We start from the raw sequence: 17,685 nt of genomic DNA, 5'->3' as shown, positions 1-17,685 counted from the left end.
ATCTTGGCCTTTAAAAAAGATCAAAAGATCGCAGCCTTCGGCAGCTCCTACATTTCAGCAATTGAGCAGTCCAGGAATCGATATCCGGTGCAGTAGCGCTGCCCCTGCCTGAGTGGGGCTTCGCGGTCGCTGACCTTGCCCAAGGTTGCGATCAGTCTTTGTCCTCCCAAGAGGATTGCCGGTGGCCAAAAAAGCCGCATCCTTCGCCGCCCTTGGTGGCTTGGTATTTTCCACCGACGCAGGTCGTCATTGCCCGGAATGCAGTAAGCCGGTGGACGCCTGTATCTGCAAACAAACCGTGATCCCGGCCGGCGACGGCATCGCTCGCGTGCGTCGCGAGAGCAAGGGCCGTGGCGGCAAGACGGTGACCACCATCACCGGCGTGCCACTGGCCGAAGATGCGCTCAAAGAGTTGACGACGACGTTGAAGAAACGTTGCGGTACCGGCGGGGCGTTGAAAGACGGCATCATCGAAATCCAGGGCGATCATGTCGAGCTACTCTTGGCTGAGCTGATCAAGCACGGTTTCAAAGCGAAGAAGTCCGGCGGCTAGCAGCCTCTGTGAAATCCATCTGCGGCTTGATCCGGCGCTGAATTCATTCAGATCCGGCGTCGTCTCCATGGTTTTCACAGAGCCTGTTCATGACCGGTTTCTAAACTCCACGCGGTCAGCGCGGTCTACCGCCGCGCTGACGAATCGTCATTTTCATTCTTTAGACTGCGCCGGCCTGAGATCAGGCGACGCACTATGACTTCTTTATAGGGGACTTCGATGTCCGTACGACGCACACGCAAAGACGATGGCAGCCAATGGACAGTTGCGGACAGCCGCAGTGTTTACGGGATTCGCCATTGGGGGGCCGGGTATTTCGCGATCAATGAAGCCGGTCGCGTCGAAGTTCGTCCGAACGGCCCGAACAGCTCGCCTATCGACCTGTTCGAGCAAGTCGACCAACTGCGCAAAAGTGGTTTGTCCTTGCCGTTGCTGGTCCGTTTCCCTGACATCCTGCAAGACCGCGTTCGCCAGTTGACCGGTGCCTTCGATGCGAACATCGAACGCCTGGAATACCAGAGCAAATACACCGCGCTGTACCCGATCAAGGTCAACCAGCAAGAAGCGGTGATCGAGAACATCATCGCCACCCAGGACGTGTCCATCGGTCTGGAAGCCGGCTCCAAGCCTGAGCTGCTGGCCGTGCTGGCGCTGGCCCCGAAGGGCGGCACCATCGTCTGCAACGGTTACAAGGACCGCGAGTTCATCCGTTTGGCGCTGATGGGCCAGAAGCTTGGCCACAATGTGTTCATCGTGATCGAGAAAGAATCCGAAGTCGCTCTGGTGATCGAAGAAGCCGCCTCGCTCAAGGTCAAGCCACAGGTCGGCCTGCGCGTGCGTCTGTCGTCGCTGGCCTCGTCGAAGTGGGCGGACACCGGTGGCGAGAAATCCAAATTCGGTCTGTCGGCGGCGCAACTGCTGTCGGTGGTCGAGCGCTTCCGCGCGGCCGGTCTGGATCAGGGCATTCGCCTGCTGCACTTCCACATGGGTTCGCAGATTGCCAACCTCGCTGACTATCAGCACGGCTTCAAAGAAGCGATCCGTTACTACGGCGAGCTGCGCAATCTTGGTCTGCCGGTCGACCACATCGACGTTGGCGGTGGTCTGGGTGTCGATTACGACGGCACGCACTCGCGCAACGCCAGCTCGATCAACTACGACATGGACGATTACGCCGGTGTCGTGGTCGGTATGCTCAAGGAGTTCTGCGACGCGCAGGCGCTGCCGCATCCGCACATCTTCTCCGAAAGCGGCCGCTCGCTGACCGCACACCACGCCATGCTGGTGGTGCAGGTGACCGACGTCGAGAAGCACAACGACGAAATCCCGCAGATCGAGAATAAAGGAGCGCTGCCGGAAACCGTGCAGTGGCTGGTTGACCTGCTCGGCCCGACCGACATCGAAATGGTCACCGAGACCTACTGGCGCGCCACCCACTACATGAGTGACGTCGCTGCGCAGTACGCCGACGGCAAGCTGACCCTGGCCGAAAAAGCCTTGGCTGAGCAGTGCTATTTCGCCGTGTGCCGTCGCCTGCACAACTCGCTGAAAGCGCGTCAGCGTTCGCACCGTCAGGTGCTCGATGAGCTCAACGACAAACTGGCCGACAAGTACATCTGCAACTTCTCAGTATTCCAGAGCCTGCCGGACACCTGGGCGATCGATCAGGTCCTGCCGATCATCCCGCTGCACCGTCTCGACGAAGAGCCGCTGCGCCGCGCGGTGCTGCAGGATCTGACCTGCGACTCCGACGGCAAGATCAACCAGTACGTCGACGAGCAAAGCATCGAAACCAGCCTGCCGGTGCACGGTTTGAATGAAGGCGAAGACTACCTGCTGGGCGTGTTCCTGGTCGGCGCCTATCAGGAAATCCTCGGCGACATGCACAACCTGTTCGGTGACACCGACTCGGTGAACATTTACCAGAACGCCGATGGCAGCGTGTATCACGCCGGCATCGAGACCCACGACACCATCGAAGACATGCTGCGTTACGTGCACTTGTCGCCGGAAGAACTGATGACCCACTACCGCGACAAGTGCGCCAGTGCCCGCATCAGTGCCAGCGAGCGCACGCAGTTCCTCGATGCCCTGCGTCTGGGCCTGACCCGTTCCTCCTACCTGTCTTCCTGACGTCAGGTTGTCTGCCCACCGGGTTGTATGAAATTTTCCCGCAAGCTGCGGAAATTTCGGATGACTCGGTGGGACAGTTCCCAAAATCCACGCGAAATACTGGTCGGCCCTGGCCAGCAAAGTCATTCGGTCTGCTTTTCGCGTAGGTCATTTCCTAAGTTGTAGTTGCGCTCTCTACTCAGCCATGGCTCTCGGCGAGAATCCCCGACCGCCCCTCCTGTAGAGATTCCGCCAATGTTCGATCCCACCAACGAGCCGTCGTTTCGTCTCGATGTAGCGGGTCTGTCCGACCCCTTCGAAGTCCTGGCCTTTACCGGTAACGAGGCTCTCAGTGAGCCGTTCGCGTTTGAAATCGACGTCTTGGTCGACGATCCGCAATTGGACCTTGCCAGTTTGTTGTACCGGTCGGCGTTTCTGTGCTTTGGCGCCTCGCAAGAGGGGGTGCACGGTCAGTTGCAGAGCCTGATCCAGTATGAACATGCCAGCGGTTCGCGCCTGTGCCGGGTGCAGCTCGGGCCAAAGTTGAGTTGTCTGGCGTTGCGTTGCAGTCAACGCATCTTCAGCGGTCGGTCCGTGGTGCAGATCCTTGAACAGGTACTCAAGGAGCACGGCATTGTCGGCAGCCAGCGCCGCTTCGAGTGCTCCACCGAACACTTGCCCCGCGCGTTCTGCACTCAGTATCACGAATCGGATCTGCAATTTGTTCAGCGCTTATGCGGGCAGGCGCATATTCACTATCACTTCGAACACCGCCGCGATGGCCATTGCCTGGTGTTTGGCGATGACCCTGCCGGTTTGCCGAAAACGGCGGTGGCGCGGTTTGCCGTAGCTGACGAAGACGCCTTGCCGGCTGTTCGGCAATGGCAATTACAAGACAACGTGTCGAGCGCCGAGACAACGCAAATGCTGCGTACCGCTGAGGGGCAGACCGATCTGGCGGGGCTGCGCAGCGGTCAATGGTTGCCACTGACCGGCCATCCGTTCACCGAGTGCAATCGGCGCTGGTTGCTGACCCGAGTCGAGCATCATGCCGATCAGCTTGAGGAACCCGCCTACAGCAACCGCATCTTTGCGCTTGAACACGCCTCGGAGTGGGGGGTGAATGCGCCCCCGAGGCGACGCATGCACAGTCTGCAACGGGCCTGGGTTGTAGCGGTCGACGAGCCGCGCCCGGATCGCTCGCGTCCGGTTGCCGTGCAGTTCGACTGGTTGTACCAAGGCGAAGGCGCCGCCCCCAGCCATTGCTGGCTGCCCTTGACGCCGGCACTGGCACAAACGCCGATCGCTACATTGGGCGAAGGCGTCGAAGTGGTGGTGAGTTTCCTTGAGGGCGATCCGGATCAGCCGGTCATCAGTGGCGTCCTGCACCGTCCCGCCGCCCTGTCCGACCCCGAAGAGGCACCGCCCGTGCCGACATCACCGATGCCGATGAATGAGGGCACGCGGCGCTTGTTGCAATCGGCCGAACCGTTGCTGCTGTTGTGCCTGATGCCCGGAGGCGGCAGTTTCGCTCATTGTGCACAATCGGTGTGCACCTGCCGATTGGTCACCGCCCTTGAACAGAGTGGCGGACGATGAGCGGCGCAAGGTGTGACGCCTCTGCGCAGTGGCTGCTGCTCGACAGCGTGGAGACCTCTCTGGCCATGCGCACGCTGCGTCAGGGCTTCGCCGGTGTGCAATGGTTCTGGCTGTTTGACGCTACCGAGTTTCAGTCGTCGCGCGAACTCGGCCCGCTGTTGATCAGGCTGCAAGGTTGCCCGGCGCTGAGCGCGTTATGTCAGCGTGATCCACAGACCTGGCGTGGTCTGTTGCTGCAAAGCCCAGCGCCGGTCGAGGAATTGCTCGGGCATTTGCGCCGCATGCTCACGGTTTCCTTCGGCCTCAGCCACCGCGCGTTGCTGAGTTACTACAACCGTCAGACCGCCAGCTATTTTTTCGATGCCTGCGATGCCCGCGAACTGAGTCGCTGGCTCGGGCCTATCGAGCAACTGCAGTGGTTTGGCGGCACCTGGGCGGACCGTGCGATCGGCAGTGAAGGCTGGCAGCAGCTGCGCAATCCACGCTTGGCCGTTGCCCCGCTGGGCATTGAAGAATCTCTCAGCCGTCGGCAGCGCGAACGCCTGCAAAGCTGTTTGCTGGAACAACATGCCTACCGCTGGAGTCAATCGATCAACGTCGCTTATCCACTGTTGTGGCGGCACGTCCAGCAGGGTCTGGTGCTGGGATTCACTGATCGCAGCGTGCTCGATGACTGGCTATGGCTACGCTTGCAGCATCCGCGTGAGGTGTTGCCGCCGCTGCCGGAAGGGCTGACTCAGTACGAGCGGCTCGAGCATCTGCGTCGACACTGGCAGCAGGATCATCACTAAGACAGGACGGATATGGCACGTACCTACCGACAATGGTTCGGCGCAATGATCAGCGCACTGGTGTTGCTGGCACTTGGCGGTTGTTCGCCGGTGAAGCTGCTCAACGCCCTGACCCCGGAAGCGTCTTTTACCCGGACCGCGGGCATTGCCTATGGTGAAGATCCGCGGCAGAAGCTCGACGTGTATGTCCCCCGGCATCCGCTCGAAGACGCGCCAGTGGTGGTGTTCTTTTACGGTGGCAGCTGGAACAGTGGCAGGCGCGAGGATTACACCTTCGTCGGCGAGGCCCTGGCGTCGCAGGGCATTGTCGCGGTGATTGCCGATTATCGGCTGTATCCGCAGGTACGTTATCCATTGTTCCTGGAGGACGGTGCGCAGGCAGTGGCGTGGGCTCGGACGCACATTCGCCAGTTTTCCGGCAACCCGCAACGCTTGTATCTGATGGGCCACAGCTCTGGCGCCTACAACGCGGCGATGCTGGCGCTGGACGCGCGATGGCTCGCGGCGGTGGGGATGTCACCCAGGGATTTGAGTGGCTGGATCGGACTGGCCGGGCCTTACGATTTCCTGCCAATCGAAAACCCCGATGTGCGTCCGGTATTCTTTTGGCCCGACTCACCGCCGCAATCGCAGCCGATCCATCATGTCACTCGCGGCGCACCGCCTGCGTTACTGATTGCTGCGACCGAGGATGATCTGGTCAACCCGACACGCAATACCGGCGGCCTCGCCAGCAAGCTGCGCGAAGCCGGGGTGCCGGTGCAGGATCTGTATTACTCGCGGCCCAGCCACATCACATTGGTGGCGACGCTGTCGCGACCATTGCGCCGGTTGGCGCCGGTGCTTGAGCAGGTCGTCGGCTTCATCAAGCACACGCCCGGTCAGTGAGCGCCGCCGCTGAACCAGCCATCGTTGCGTTTGAGCCACCCGGCCATTGCCCCAAGGGTCAGGCTGCGCAGCACCATGAACAGCAGAAAAGAAAGCCACAGGCCGTGATTGCCCAGACCTTGCAGTGCCCAGGCAAACGGCAGCAGCAGGACGACGGTCAGCAGCATGCCATTGCGCATTTCCCGCGCGCGGGTGGCGCCGATGAACAGTCCGTCGAGCAGGTAACTCCACACCGCAATCAACGGCAGCACGGCGAGGTAGGGCAGGTAGATGAACGCGGTCTCGCGCACGCTCTGGATATCCGTTTGCATCTCGATGAACAGGTGCCCGCCCAGCAGAAACAGCGCGGCAAACCCCACGCTGGCGATCAATGACCAGCCACCGGCCACCACCAGAGAGCGGCGCAGGGCCAGGCGATCACGGGCGCCGATGGCGTGGCCGCACAACGCTTCAACGGCGTGCGCCAGACCGTCCAGTGCGTGAGCCGTGAGCAGCAAACCGTTGAGCAACAGCGCATTGGCGGCGACCGTCGCATCACCCAGCCGTGCGCCTTGCACGGTGATCATGAAAAACACCGACTGCAGCGCCAGGCTGCGAATGAAGATGTCACGATTGACCGCCAGCAACGGCCGCCAGCTCTGCCAGACTTTCAGTGCAGCCCAGACGATATGCCCCGGATACGCGCGCAGTGCCTTGCGGGTCAGCAGCAGGCCGAGGAGGGCACCACTCCACTCGGCAATCACCGAGGCCCGGGCTGAACCGACCACGCCCCAATCCAGGCCGATGACGAACCACAGGTTGAGGACGATGTTGATCAGGTTGGTGGTCAGCAGAATCGCCAGCGGCGCCTTGGCGTTTTGCGTGCCGAGGAACCAGCCGACCAGTGCGTAACTGGCCAGGGCTGCCGGCAGACCGAACAACCGCGTGTGGAAAAAATCACGGGTGAGCTGATCGAGTTCCGCCGACGGCTGCATGAAGTGCAGCGCGATCCCGCTCAACGGTACGCCGAGCGTGCCCAGCACCAGCGCCAGGCCCATCGCCAGCAGCAGACCCTGCAACAGAATCTGCCGCAACGCCGCGCCATCGCTGCGCCCGGCCGCTTGCGCGGCAAAACCGGTGGTGCCCATGCGCAGAAAACCCATGGCCCAGGCGAGAAAGGTGTACAGGCTGGCGCCGACCGCCACCGCACCCAATTGATGGGCGTGGGGCAAATGGCCGATGACGGTGCTGTCGACCAGCGCCACCAGCGGCACGGAAATATTGGAAAGAATCATCGGCGCGGCGAGCGCCCAGACCTTGCGGTGAGTCGGGCGGTCGCGCCAGTCGGCAATCAGAGTGGACATGCGGGCTCCTTGGAGGAGCGGGGATTGTAGCGATTAACGCGATCCAGTGTGGTCAGTGGATGATCCAGCTCAGCAACCATAACCCCAACAGCAACCAGATGATCCCGGCAATGATCGACGCATTCATGAACGCCCGGATCGCCGACCACAGCAGCATCAAACCGACGATCAGCGCGATGATGCTGATGATCGAAGTGTCCATGCCCAGCGTCTTCGCCAAGCCGTCGACAAAGTTGCCGCCAGCATTGCTCAGAATGTTGAAAAGTCCACTGAGGCCATCAACGATAAAGCGGATGACCGACCCGAGCGCCTGGCCGAGCCATTCGAAAAAGCTTTCTACCTGCATGAGTTCATCCTGATGAAAGAGCTGAGTCTTGGGCCACAGCGCGGGTGGCCGAGTTCCCCTGCATGATAGACGGTTTGCGCTTGCCTTCATGCACCATCCCCCCGAAGCTATACGCCTTCAGGAGAACCCGATGAACCTTGTTGAACTGACCGAGCGCCTTCACGCCATTCGCGACCGCAATGACTGGCGGCAATTTCACAGCCCGAAAAACCTCGCCATGGCCGCCAGCGTCGAAATGTCTGAACTGGTGGAAATCTTCCAGTGGCTGAGCGAAGACCAGTCGCGCCAGTTGCCCGCTGACAAACTCGCCCATGCTGGCCAGGAAGTCGGCGATATCGTCCTGTACCTGTTGCTGCTGTGCAGCGAGTTGGGGTTGGACATGAATGAAGTGGTGCGCGCCAAGCTCGCCGACAGCGAACGGCGGTTCAGCTGATGAGCGACCGGCATTTCGATCAGTTGGCGACGCGTTTCGCCGAAAAAATCTACGGTGGCGCCAAAGGCGCGATCCGCCTCGCGGTGCTGCAGGCCGACCTTGCCGAAGCCCTGCCGGATCGCCCGTTGCGGGTGCTCGACATCGGCGGTGGTCTCGGCCACATGTCGCTGTGGCTGGCCGAACGTGGCCACGAAGTGACCTTCACCGAACCGGCGGAACCGATGCTCGAAGGCGCCCGCCAGCGATTCGCCGAGGCGGGGCAAACTGCGACTTTCATTCAGGCGCCGTGGCAGGAATTGCTCGGGCAACTCACCGAGCCTTACGACTTGGTGATTTGCCACGCCGTGCTCGAATGGCTCGCCGAACCCCACGCGATCCTGCCGGTGCTGCATCAACTGACCAAGCCCGGTGGCTGGTTGTCGCTGGCGTTCTACAACCGCGACGCGCTGATCTACCGCAACCTGCTCAAAGGCCATTTCAAGAAAATGCGCAAGAACGACATGGCCGGTGAGAAGCAGAGCCTGACCCCGCAACAGCCCCTCGATCCACGGGAATTGGCAACGCAACTCGACGGCTTGTGGCAGGTCGAAACCCAGAGTGGGATCCGGGTTTTTCACGACTACATGCCGGTGGAATTCCAGGCCCGCGCCGAACTCGTCGATTTGCTCGAGATGGAGCTCGCTCACCGTCGCCACCCAAGCTTCGCCGGGCTTGGGCGTTACTTGCACTGGATCTGTCGGCCGATCTGATCGGAGCGCGAAATGAAAGCTCAATCCGGGTTATTGCTGATCTGTCTGGGGTTGGCCGCCTGCCAGGGCAGCAACCCTTACGTGGCGCAGTCGCGGCCCTTGCCGCCGGCACCGCCGCAAGCGGCCAAGACCTTTGATCGCAGCGCCTACCCGGCGCCGCCACGCGATTACGGGCGCTACCGCAGTTGGGCCTGGCTCAACGGGCAGTTGCCGCCGGGCACCGCGTGGGCGGATTCGGCGCAAGTCGCCGAAGCCGTGAGCAATGCGCTCGATCAGCGCGGCCTGCGCCCGCTGCACGACAACCGTCCGGCCGACCTGTTGGTCAGCGCTCGTCTGAGTCTGCAAACCCGCTTGCGTCAGGTTCATGACGATTACGGTTACTACGGCGGCGGCTACGGTGGCTATGATCGTTATGGCCGCGGTGTCGGTATGTACAACAGCGTGCCGGTGGTGCGCACGTATTCGGAGCAGGTTGTGGTCGTGCAGGTCGATCTGTTCGACGCCGGCACCGGCCAACCGGTGTGGAGTGCCAGCGCTGAAACCGGCGCCAAGGGCAATCAGATCGATGGCACGGATGCGATTCGCGAGGCTGTGGAAAAGGCCATGTCGGCGTATCCTCCCAGTTAGCTTCCGGCAAATGAGAAGCTCTAGCAGGTTCATGTCTTCAACCGGAGAAAAACCATGTTCCGCCGTCTCGTATTACTGACCATGGCCGTGCTGCTCAGTGCTTGCGCCGCCAATCAGGTCAATCATGACTTCGACGCCAGCCGCGACTTTGCTGCTTATCGCAGCTGGAGCTGGAAAGACCCCGCCCTGCAATATCGCCCCGATGACCCACGGATCAAAAGCGACCTGACCGAGCAACGCATCCGTCAGGCCGTCACCGATCAGCTCGATCAACGCGGCTTGCGCCCGGCGGCTGCGGGCGCCAAGGGTGATTTGAGCGTGCAGACTTACCTGATCGTCGAGGATCGCCAGCAGCAAGTGACGACCAATTACGGCGGCGGTTGGGGCGGCCCGTGGAATGGCTACTGGGGCGCGCCGATGTACAACGAAACGCGCAACATCACCTACAAGGTCGCGACCATCCAGATCGACCTGCTCGACGGCAAGGACGGCAAACTGGTGTGGCGTGGCAGCGATGAGCAGATGCTCGCCAGCAAACCGAATCCAGAAGATCGCAGCAATGCCATCCGCGAGACGGTCGCCCGCATCCTCACCAACTATCCACCGCGCTGAAATACAAATCCTGAGGTCGCCTCGGTCACTGTGGGAGCCGGGCTTGCCCGCGATGACGGCGGCACATCCAACCTTGATGTGTCAGACAATCCGCCATCGCGGGCAAGCCCGCTCCCACAGGTTTTGAGTTGTTCAAAAAATGTGTGTTGATGGCTGGCGCGTTGCCAGCAGCTTCACTGAGCCCGTCTACACTCAACTGCATCAATGGAGGTAACGGCAAAGGAGTGCGCCATGTCGCCTCGCTCGCATTTCAACGGCCCGGCCCGGCAACGCGGGGCGATCGGTCTGATGGCGGCGTTGACCCTCGGTCTCGCGCTGGTGTGCATGGTGCTGGTGGTCGACAGCGGTCGCCTGTACATGGAACAACGGCGCTTGCAGCGAGTGGTCGATGTCGCCGCGCTCGAGGCGGTCTCGCGCAGCGGTGATTGCCTGACCGGGCTCAGCGCGGCGGCTTATGCCACCGCCAGTGCGGCGCGCAACGGTTTTGCCGTGGCAGCGGATACAACCCTCACTGTCACCTGTGGCACCGTGCAGCCCGGTGCAAACAATCTGCGCGCCTTCACAATGGATGCGAGCAAAAAAGCAGCAATCAGCGTCGTCGCTACACGCGTGGTGCCCACCAGTGTGGCTGCCGCTCTGTATGCGCTGTTCCAGCCGGGCAGGGTGTCGCCAACGACACGTCTGCACGCAACGGCGGTCGGCACTTCGGCCATTCTGCCGCCGCTGGCGCAACTGACCATTGGCACTACCGCACTGACGGTCGACGCGAGCAAGTCGGCGGCGTTGAATGCGCTGTGGGGCGGCTTGCTCGGTGGCAGCCTCAACCTCAGCGTTGCCGGTTGGCAAGGCCTGGTCGACACCAATATCAGTCTGCTCGGTTACCTGAACCAACTGGCACTCGATCTGCACGTGGACGCCGGCAACTACACGCAGGTATTGAGTCAGAGCGTGCAGATCAACCAACTGCTCGACACCGCCATCACCGTATTGACCAAGGGCGGTACCACCACCAGTGTCGCGGTCAGTGGACTGGTCGGATTGAAAGCCATCGTCGGCAACACTTCGGTGGTGCTCGGGCAATTGCTGCAATTGCAGACCGGCGCCACCTCGGCCGCGCTCAATGCCAATCTGCAAGTGTTCCAGTTGCTCGAAGCCGTGGTGCAACTGGCCAACAGTCAGAACGCCCTGACGGCCAGCGTGCCGCTGAGCATTCCCGGGCTGGTCAACGGCTCGGTGAAAGTCAAAGTGATCCAGCCGCCGCAGTTATCGGCGGTCGGCAACCCGGCGCTGGCCAAGGCTGACCCGATGGGCGCCAACCGCATCTACGTGAAAACCGCGCAGGTACGCACATTGATTTCGCTGAATCTGCCGGTGCTGTCCGGGGTGGCCGGCCTGGCCAATGCCATTGTCAGCACCCCGCTGGTGGGCGGGCTGACCGATACCCTCAACAACCTGTTGCACCTGAACATTGCCGGCACGCTGAACTCGTTGTTCTGCGCCCTGGGCGGCACCTGTCAGCGCACCAATCTGCAGATTCTGCCCACTTCCAGCATCGACATCTTGCTCGAAGCTGCGGCCGCCGACAGCCACGTCACCGATTTCAACTGCGTCACCGATGCGAGCAAAAGCCTGGCCACCCAGACCAACTCCTCCTTGGTCAAGCTCAAGGTCGGCAAGATCGACGCCGCCAATGCCTTTTCCTCCTCGGCGGATGTCACCGTACAGCCGCTGGCATTGATTGATGTAGGCGTCATCACTTGCACCATTCCGTTGCTCGGGCTAGGCTCGGCGACGTGCGATCAGAGCACGCGCAAAGCGTTTTATGGCGGCGGTCTGGGGGTGAAAGTTGATGCCTCCGTGGCGAGCATGCAAAACATTCACACCTACAACCAGCCACCGGAAATCAAGCAAACGCCAATGACCTACAGCTTCGGCACACAAAGCGTGGTCAACAGTTTGAAAGGCACGTTGAGCGGGGTTCAGGTGCAGGCCTACAAACCCACCGGCTCAAGCCTGTTGGGTGGCTTGCTCACGACCACGGCGGACGTGCTGGCGGGCGTCAACAGCACGCTCGGCGTGGTCATCGACAACCTGCTCAGCCCGGTGCTTGACCCGATACTCGATGGCTTGCTGGCCAACCTCGGCATCACCCTGAACAAGGTCGACGTCGGCGCCAACCTCAGTTGCAAGCCACCCGGGCAACCGATGCTGGCGATCTAATCGGGCAGCGCAATCGGCAGTTCGATGCAGAACCGCGCGCCCTCATCACCGTTGCGCACGCTCAGGCGTCCGCCCATGTTTTCGACGATGCCGTAACTCACCGACAAGCCCAGACCGGTGCCGACACCCACCGGTTTGGTGGTGAAAAAAGGTTCGAAAATCCGCTCCAGCAAACGCGGGTCAATGCCGCCGCCGTTGTCCTCGACCCACAGCCGCACCACGTGCTCGTCGCACTCGGCATGCAAGGCAATCCACGGCTGGAAATCGCGATTGGCTTCGCGTTTGCTGAGCAGCGCATCGCGGGCATTGACCATCAGGTTGATCAGTACTTGTTCGAGCTGATCGACGTAGCCGCGCACCTGAACCTGGAAGTCCGCTTCTTTGATCCGCAATTCCACGCCTTTGCCGCGCAAGCCTTCCGACAGCAGCGACAGCGTGCCTTCAATCGCCTCCAGCGGATTGAATGGATGTTGTTCGATTTCCGAGCGTCGCCCGAACACGCGCATGTGATCCACCACTCGGGCCGCCCGTTGCACCTGCGCATCGATGCGTTTGAGTTTGTCGGTCAGGTAGTCGATCTGCACATCGCCGTTGCTCAAGCGCTTGAGCACATTGACGATGGCCATGCGCATCACGTTCAGCGGCTGGTTGATTTCATGGGCAAGCCCCGTGGCCATTTCGCCAAGGGTGGCCATTTTTGCGCTTTGCGTCAGTTGCTGCTGCGAGCGCCGCACTTCGGTGTTGTCACGGCCCACCGCTTGTACCTCCACCAACGTGCCGTGCTCATCGAACACGCCGCGATCGGACCAGATCCACCAGGCGTGTTCACGGCCGGGCAGACGCAGATTGATTTCGGCGGTGCTGACAGGTATTTCCGGCGTCAGCTGTGCCAGGCGCTGCACGAAAGCCTCGCGCTGTTCATCCGACATCCAGCTGCCCAGATTCACCCCAGGCAATTGCTCGGGGGCGCACTCCAGATACATCGCCAGTGGCCGGTTGCCGAAGGTCAAAGTCAGGTCGGGGCGGTAACGGCAAATCATCGCGGGCGAGTCTTCTACCAGCATCCGGTAGCGCTCTTCACTGACCTTGATCTGTTCGGCGGCGAGGGTGGCTTCGGTGACGTCCAGCCACAGACCGACGGCCTCCACCGGTAAGCCGAGATCGTCGCGCAGCAATTTGGCCTCGTCGAGCAGCCAGTGCACATTGCCCTGGCGGTCGAGCACCCGATAGCGTGCGCTCACCGAACTTTCGCGCAGCAACTGCCGGGTGCGTTCGAAATAGCGCGGACGGTCTTCCGGGTGCACGTGTTCAACCAGTCGACCGTCGTCACAATCGACGAGAGTCCAGCCTAAAAGCGCTTGCAGGCTGGCGCTGAAAAAACTCGGTTGCAGCGCGCCTGCCACGTAGCGCTGTACGTAGATCACTGCCGGTGAACTGGCGATCAGGTTGTCCAGCCGCGCATGGGCGGCGGCCGCCTGTTGCTGTTGGTTCTTGATGTCGCTGATGTCGAGCATGAACCCCACCAGTCGATGCTGGGCACCGATGCCCAAAGACTGGCCTTGCAAGCGATACCACAATGGCAACGACTGCTCGGCGGTGTGCCAGCGCACGCACACCTCCAGCGGCGCGCCTTCATCCTGCAAAGTTTGCAGGCGACTGCGCAGCTCATCGCGGTCGGCGGGATGCACCTGATTGAGCCAGTCCTGAACCGGCAACTGCGTTGTCGTCAAGCCGAGACTGTGCGCCAGTGTCGGCGCCAGTTGCACTTGGTTGCTGTCGCTGAACACTTCCCACCAACCGGTGCCGAGCAGCGCTTGCAGGGTTTCCAGACGTTCCAGTTGCTGCTGATGACGATGCTCGCGCAGCCGTTCCAGTAACGGCGCGGCCACGGCGGCGGCGAGTAGAAGCCAGTCATGATCACTGAGGTCAGGCGCCAGTTGCTGCACGTTATAGTCACCGCACAACAGCCAGGCAGCCACACCCTGCGCGTCGCGATAGGGCACGGCAAAACCTTCGTTCAAACCGAAAATGGCGCTCAGGCGCGGCTGTTCGCTGGCCAGCAAACGCTGGGGCGACGCACCGTCGAGGCTGTCGAGCCCGGTGCCCAGATGTTGCTGTTCTCGCCACAGGCGCGGCGCATTCAATGCCGTGTAATGCTGATGAATCTGCCAGCCCAGGCCTTGCTCATCGAGCAGCGCCACGGCCAGACACGGGGTATGCAAGTGTTGACTGAGCCGTTGCAATTGCTCGCCCAGCGCATCAGGCAGACGTGCAAGGCTGCACAGGCGTAACTGATCGCGAATCTGCGTGGCGAGCCATTGTGATTGTTCGCGGCTGCGCGCCTGGCGTCGCTCACCGAGCAAGTCGCCGATGTCGAGCAGTTGCAGAAGCCAGCCGCCGTCGTGCGCCTGCACCCAACCGCGTAAGTGCAGAGGCGGACCGGCCTGGCTGAAAAAATCGAGATCGAGCATCTGACCTTGCCAGTCGGCCGGTTGGCCTTCGACGCTCAGGCTGCTGTGCGGCAGCAAATACGTCAACAGATGCGCGGGTTGCGCACTCGACAGCTGCGTGGCCAACACATGGCGCAACGGCCCGCTCAGATGATTGACGTAACCCTCGCCGTCCAGATACAGCTGCAGGCCGACGTTTTGCACCACCGCCGTTTGCTGAGTCTGGGAAGCGCCGAGAGGTCGATTGAGCAGGCGGCCGAACAGCTTGTCACCGGAACTCAAAACTGCAGGCTCGACGAAGCGCGCAGTGTCGCCGGCAGACGCGGCACCGTGCCGACGCCGGGCAGCACCAGAAACGGCAGCGCTTGATTCAATTTGCTTGTGGGGTAATTGATGGTCACCGTCAGCACGCCGCCGGTATAGGTGATGGTGCTGTCAGTGGCGGCATTGAAATTCAGCGCGGCGGGCAGCCAGGCCAATTGCCGGCCGAGTTCGGTGCGCGCGGTCGTGGTAATGGCGGTCGAATAATTCGCCGAGGCAGGATCCAGCGCCACGCTGCGGCGCACAGCCTCGGCGGTGGACTCGTTGAATGATTGCATCAACAACAGCGGCAAACTGTAGCTGACCAAGCCATAAAACACGGCGAAAAAGATCACGAACACCAAGGCGAATTCGATCGCGACAGCGCCTTTTTGTTTACGGGGGAGGCCGGATTTCATGAGTGCGTCTACCCTGACAATCACTACGTAATACCAGCATAGAATCATTCAGCCAAAACGGACTTTTTTTACCGCATGCACTGCTTTGTCCTTCTGATCTGGCTGACGCTTTGCGCGGCGCAGGATGCTCGTCAGCGGCATATCGCCAATGTGCTGACCCTGGGTGTTGGTGGGCTGGCGGCGGTGTATCTGTTGGTCACTGGCCACACCTGGCTGGGTGCCGAAGCGGTGCAGGGTGGCTGGGCCCTTTTACTGGCGCTGCTGCTGACGCTGCCCGGTTACTGGCTGAAGCGTTTCGGCGCTGGCGATGTGAAACTAATGACAGCTTTAGCCCTTGCGACGGACGGTATCCACCTGCTCGGCGCGTTTATCGGCGCGGCGCTCGTCAGTGCCTTGTGGATCGTAACCGTGCCAAAACTCTGGCTGCATATGAGTCAACGGCTTAGGGAATATCTTCGATATCTAGCTCCTGAAATGTCAAAAAAGCTGCCATTTGCACCGTTCGTGCTGATGGGGACAATCCTGACCCTGATTTGGATCCACTAGTCGCTTCATGTGATTAGTTCTATGTACATAGTCGGAAAGTGGGTCTACTTTCAAATCAGCGTTATTACAGGAACGGTCAGCCTTTGGCCTGGGCATGGAGTGGCAAGTGAACAAGCTTACGTCTGCTGTGAAAGTTCTGGTTGTCGACGATCAGCCGTTGATCGTTGAAGAACTCTGCGAATTTATCGAGAGCAGCGGCTACCGTTGCGTGCCGTGCGAATCGAGCCAACAGGCGATCGAGCAATTCAGCCAGGATCCCGCCATCGGTCTGGTGCTGTGCGACCTGCACATGCCGGACATGGATGGCATTCAGCTTGTCCAGGAACTGCAACGGCTGGCAGGCAAACAGCGGATGTTCGAAGCCATCATGCTGACCGGGCGTGCCGACAAGCAGGACGTGATCAAAGCGTTGCGTGCCGGGATCGCCGACTACTACCAGAAACCGGTGGATCTGGACGAACTGCTTGAAGGGCTGCGCCGCCAGGAAGCGGTATTGGCGGAGCGCCAGAAAACCCTGCAACTCGGCCACCTGAATCAGAAGCTGCAATACCTCTCCGAGTCGATCGACGATCTTTATCAGGACCTCGACAAAGTCCGCCGTGGTCCCGCACCCGCCAGCGAAGAAGCGCAAGGCGAGGGCGAAGGTGTGGAGATCCCGGCGATCTTCAATCAGCTGTCGCCACGCCAGCTCGATGTTGCGCGGTTGGTGGGCAAAGGCCAGACCAACTACCAGATAGCCTGTGAACTGGGGATCACCGAGAACACGGTCAAACTCTATGTCTCGCAAGTGCTGCGCCTGACCCACATGCATAACCGCACCCAACTGGCCCTGGCGTTATCGCCAAACAACTCGGGCATGCGTCAACGGGTGACTGCGCACTGAACGCCATTGACCCCGGCCACCGCCGGGGTGCAAAACCTCAACCGCTGTGAGCCTTGGACTTGGGAAACAGGTTGTCCAGGGTTTCCAGCAATCGCACGTGATAGATCGGCTTGCGGAACAGGTCCAGCACCTGCAGGCGCAGCATATCGCTGACGTCCTCCATATCCGCATGCCCGGACGTCACGATCACTGGCAGATGCTGACGCGAAGTATGTTCACGCAGGCGCTTGATCAGCGACATGCCGCTTTCTTCCGGCATGCGCAGATCAGTAATCACCAGGGCGATATCGGGATGACGAGTCAGGTGGTGCAAGGCAAGTTTCACCGACGTTGCGGTATGACAGGTGAAGCCTTCGCCCTCCAGCAACTCCGCCAGCTCCAGCAGTGCGTCCTCCTCATCGTCGACGAGGAGCAACTGCTGGCGAGAAGTGTGTGGAGAGTTCATAGGCAACACCTGCAATGGACTGAGTGCTGACGTTAGAACCCAATGGCTGCATTGACAAGTTATCGGTCCGATCAGGGAGTCGGTGTGAGTGCGGTCTGGATGGCAGTCAGTATCGCGGTGACCTGGGTGCCGATGCCGTTACCGAAAGCTGCAATCACCAGCGCTACAAGGCCGACGACCAGAGCATATTCGATGGCTGATGCGCCTTCGGTATCTTTGGCCAGACCTTTGAAGAAAGCGATTTCGGCTTTGAATTTTTTAACCATTTGGGAATACGACATGAGGATTCTCCTTGAGCACGCCAGGCGTTGCGCGTTCGCAACATGATTTCCCTGTGCCAGCATCAGCATTGTCGGCATTCCCCGTGCC

At 60.8% G+C, this 17,685-nt stretch carries 18 protein-coding genes; 12 read left to right on the top strand and 6 right to left on the bottom strand.

Going from position 1 to position 17,685, the window contains the following annotated elements:
* Positions 1-181 precede the first annotated feature (181 nt).
* The 5 genes from EJA71_RS22735 to EJA71_RS22715 all read left to right on the top strand — a co-directional run bounded on the left by EJA71_RS22735 (position 182) and on the right by EJA71_RS22715 (position 5,943).
* The gene (locus EJA71_RS22735) at positions 182-553 is read left to right on the top strand and encodes a translation initiation factor Sui1 (protein ID WP_158959758.1); all 372 of its coding nucleotides are present in this window, start codon (positions 182-184) and stop codon (positions 551-553) included.
* 219 nt (positions 554-772) lie between these two features.
* Positions 773-2,686: an arginine decarboxylase gene (gene speA / locus EJA71_RS22730; RefSeq protein ID WP_158959757.1), complete on the top strand. Its 1,914-nt coding sequence runs from the start codon at positions 773-775 to the stop codon at positions 2,684-2,686.
* A 234-nt stretch (positions 2,687-2,920) separates the two neighbouring features.
* Complete coding sequence (locus EJA71_RS22725) at positions 2,921-4,264, top strand: type VI secretion system Vgr family protein (protein WP_158959756.1); 1,344 nt, start codon at positions 2,921-2,923, stop codon at positions 4,262-4,264.
* A complete protein-coding gene (locus EJA71_RS22720) occupies positions 4,261-5,055 on the top strand; it encodes a DUF4123 domain-containing protein (protein WP_158959755.1) in 795 nt (264 codons plus the stop codon). Before EJA71_RS22725 ends, EJA71_RS22720 begins: the two co-directional genes overlap by 4 nt.
* Positions 5,056-5,067: 12 nt before the next feature.
* Entirely contained in the window at positions 5,068-5,943 is an 876-nt protein-coding gene (locus EJA71_RS22715) for an alpha/beta hydrolase (protein WP_158959754.1), read from the top strand.
* Here the strand turns inward: EJA71_RS22715 and EJA71_RS22710 are convergent.
* Positions 5,937-7,286, bottom strand: coding sequence for an MATE family efflux transporter (locus tag EJA71_RS22710; protein WP_158959753.1), 1,350 nt, complete (start codon positions 7,284-7,286; stop codon positions 5,937-5,939). The two genes, EJA71_RS22715 and EJA71_RS22710, sit on opposite strands and share 7 nt — an antisense overlap.
* A gap of 52 nt (positions 7,287-7,338) precedes the next feature.
* Entirely contained in the window at positions 7,339-7,632 is a 294-nt protein-coding gene (locus EJA71_RS22705) for a hypothetical protein (protein ID WP_007914623.1), read from the bottom strand.
* A 130-nt stretch (positions 7,633-7,762) separates the two neighbouring features.
* Between EJA71_RS22705 and EJA71_RS22700 the strand changes: the two genes are divergently transcribed.
* The 5 genes from EJA71_RS22700 to EJA71_RS22680 all read left to right on the top strand — a co-directional run bounded on the left by EJA71_RS22700 (position 7,763) and on the right by EJA71_RS22680 (position 12,273).
* Positions 7,763-8,065 (top strand): MazG-like family protein, encoded by a 303-nt coding sequence (locus tag EJA71_RS22700; RefSeq protein WP_053116915.1) that lies wholly within the window; start codon positions 7,763-7,765, stop codon positions 8,063-8,065.
* Positions 8,065-8,814 (top strand): methyltransferase, encoded by a 750-nt coding sequence (locus EJA71_RS22695; RefSeq protein WP_158959752.1) that lies wholly within the window; start codon positions 8,065-8,067, stop codon positions 8,812-8,814. The genes EJA71_RS22700 and EJA71_RS22695 overlap by 1 nt, the downstream gene beginning before the upstream one ends.
* Positions 8,815-8,826: 12 nt before the next feature.
* Positions 8,827-9,441 carry a DUF4136 domain-containing protein gene (locus tag EJA71_RS22690; protein ID WP_158959751.1) on the top strand — a complete coding sequence of 205 codons (615 nt, stop codon included), beginning with the start codon at positions 8,827-8,829 and terminating at the stop codon, positions 9,439-9,441.
* 54 nt (positions 9,442-9,495) lie between these two features.
* Complete coding sequence (locus tag EJA71_RS22685; RefSeq protein WP_158959750.1) at positions 9,496-10,053, top strand: DUF4136 domain-containing protein; 558 nt, start codon at positions 9,496-9,498, stop codon at positions 10,051-10,053.
* Between the two features lie 231 nt (positions 10,054-10,284).
* Complete coding sequence (locus EJA71_RS22680) at positions 10,285-12,273, top strand: pilus assembly protein TadG-related protein (protein ID WP_158959749.1); 1,989 nt, start codon at positions 10,285-10,287, stop codon at positions 12,271-12,273.
* On the opposite strand, the gene EJA71_RS22675 is transcribed toward EJA71_RS22680, so the two are convergent.
* Both EJA71_RS22675 and EJA71_RS22670 read right to left on the bottom strand, forming a co-directional pair.
* Positions 12,270-15,005, bottom strand: coding sequence for an ATP-binding protein (locus tag EJA71_RS22675; RefSeq protein WP_158959748.1), 2,736 nt, complete (start codon positions 15,003-15,005; stop codon positions 12,270-12,272). The genes EJA71_RS22680 and EJA71_RS22675 overlap by 4 nt on opposite strands.
* Complete coding sequence (locus EJA71_RS22670; protein WP_158959747.1) at positions 15,002-15,442, bottom strand: TadE/TadG family type IV pilus assembly protein; 441 nt, start codon at positions 15,440-15,442, stop codon at positions 15,002-15,004. The genes EJA71_RS22675 and EJA71_RS22670 overlap by 4 nt, the downstream gene beginning before the upstream one ends.
* 75 nt (positions 15,443-15,517) lie before the next feature.
* On the opposite strand from EJA71_RS22670, the gene EJA71_RS22665 reads away from it, so the two are divergent.
* Both EJA71_RS22665 and EJA71_RS22660 read left to right on the top strand, forming a co-directional pair.
* The gene (locus tag EJA71_RS22665; RefSeq protein ID WP_158959746.1) at positions 15,518-15,988 is read left to right on the top strand and encodes a prepilin peptidase; all 471 of its coding nucleotides are present in this window, start codon (positions 15,518-15,520) and stop codon (positions 15,986-15,988) included.
* Positions 15,989-16,094: 106 nt separating this feature from the next.
* A complete protein-coding gene (locus EJA71_RS22660) occupies positions 16,095-16,871 on the top strand; it encodes a response regulator transcription factor (protein WP_158959745.1) in 777 nt (258 codons plus the stop codon).
* Between the two features lie 37 nt (positions 16,872-16,908).
* Here the strand turns inward: EJA71_RS22660 and EJA71_RS22655 are convergent, their stop codons facing one another.
* Together EJA71_RS22655 and EJA71_RS22650 are read right to left on the bottom strand one after the other, a co-directional pair.
* Positions 16,909-17,316, bottom strand: a complete 408-nt coding sequence (locus EJA71_RS22655) for a response regulator (protein ID WP_158959744.1) — start codon at positions 17,314-17,316, stop codon at positions 16,909-16,911.
* 71 nt (positions 17,317-17,387) lie between these two features.
* Positions 17,388-17,597 carry a Flp family type IVb pilin gene (locus EJA71_RS22650; protein WP_158959743.1) on the bottom strand — a complete coding sequence of 70 codons (210 nt, stop codon included), beginning with the start codon at positions 17,595-17,597 and terminating at the stop codon, positions 17,388-17,390.
* Between the last annotated feature and the right edge of the window lie 88 nt (positions 17,598-17,685).

It is taken from the genome of Pseudomonas sp. PB106, from assembly GCF_009764645.1.
Classification (GTDB): Bacteria; Pseudomonadota; Gammaproteobacteria; order Pseudomonadales; family Pseudomonadaceae; genus Aquipseudomonas.
Note: the sequence above shows the minus strand (reverse complement) of the source record. Positions and strands in the feature narration are given on the sequence as shown.

Bases quoted from the DNA above. Each gene is read 5' to 3' on its own strand.
- EJA71_RS22665 (WP_158959746.1), top strand. From the start codon at position 15,518: ATGCACTGCTTTGTCCTTCTGATCTGGCTGACGCTTTGCGCGGCGCAG.
- EJA71_RS22655 (WP_158959744.1), bottom strand. From the start codon at position 17,316: ATGAACTCTCCACACACTTCTCGCCAGCAGTTGCTCCTCGTCGACGAT.
- EJA71_RS22650 (WP_158959743.1), bottom strand. From the start codon at position 17,597: ATGTCGTATTCCCAAATGGTTAAAAAATTCAAAGCCGAAATCGCTTTC.
- EJA71_RS22695 (WP_158959752.1), top strand. From the start codon at position 8,065: ATGAGCGACCGGCATTTCGATCAGTTGGCGACGCGTTTCGCCGAAAAA.
- EJA71_RS22700 (WP_053116915.1), top strand. From the start codon at position 7,763: ATGAACCTTGTTGAACTGACCGAGCGCCTTCACGCCATTCGCGACCGC.
- EJA71_RS22710 (WP_158959753.1), bottom strand. From the start codon at position 7,286: ATGTCCACTCTGATTGCCGACTGGCGCGACCGCCCGACTCACCGCAAG.
- EJA71_RS22715 (WP_158959754.1), top strand. From the start codon at position 5,068: ATGGCACGTACCTACCGACAATGGTTCGGCGCAATGATCAGCGCACTG.
- speA (WP_158959757.1), top strand. From the start codon at position 773: ATGTCCGTACGACGCACACGCAAAGACGATGGCAGCCAATGGACAGTT.
- EJA71_RS22720 (WP_158959755.1), top strand. From the start codon at position 4,261: ATGAGCGGCGCAAGGTGTGACGCCTCTGCGCAGTGGCTGCTGCTCGAC.
- EJA71_RS22705 (WP_007914623.1), bottom strand. From the start codon at position 7,632: ATGCAGGTAGAAAGCTTTTTCGAATGGCTCGGCCAGGCGCTCGGGTCG.
- EJA71_RS22685 (WP_158959750.1), top strand. From the start codon at position 9,496: ATGTTCCGCCGTCTCGTATTACTGACCATGGCCGTGCTGCTCAGTGCT.
- EJA71_RS22680 (WP_158959749.1), top strand. From the start codon at position 10,285: ATGTCGCCTCGCTCGCATTTCAACGGCCCGGCCCGGCAACGCGGGGCG.
- EJA71_RS22670 (WP_158959747.1), bottom strand. From the start codon at position 15,442: ATGAAATCCGGCCTCCCCCGTAAACAAAAAGGCGCTGTCGCGATCGAA.
- EJA71_RS22690 (WP_158959751.1), top strand. From the start codon at position 8,827: ATGAAAGCTCAATCCGGGTTATTGCTGATCTGTCTGGGGTTGGCCGCC.
- EJA71_RS22725 (WP_158959756.1), top strand. From the start codon at position 2,921: ATGTTCGATCCCACCAACGAGCCGTCGTTTCGTCTCGATGTAGCGGGT.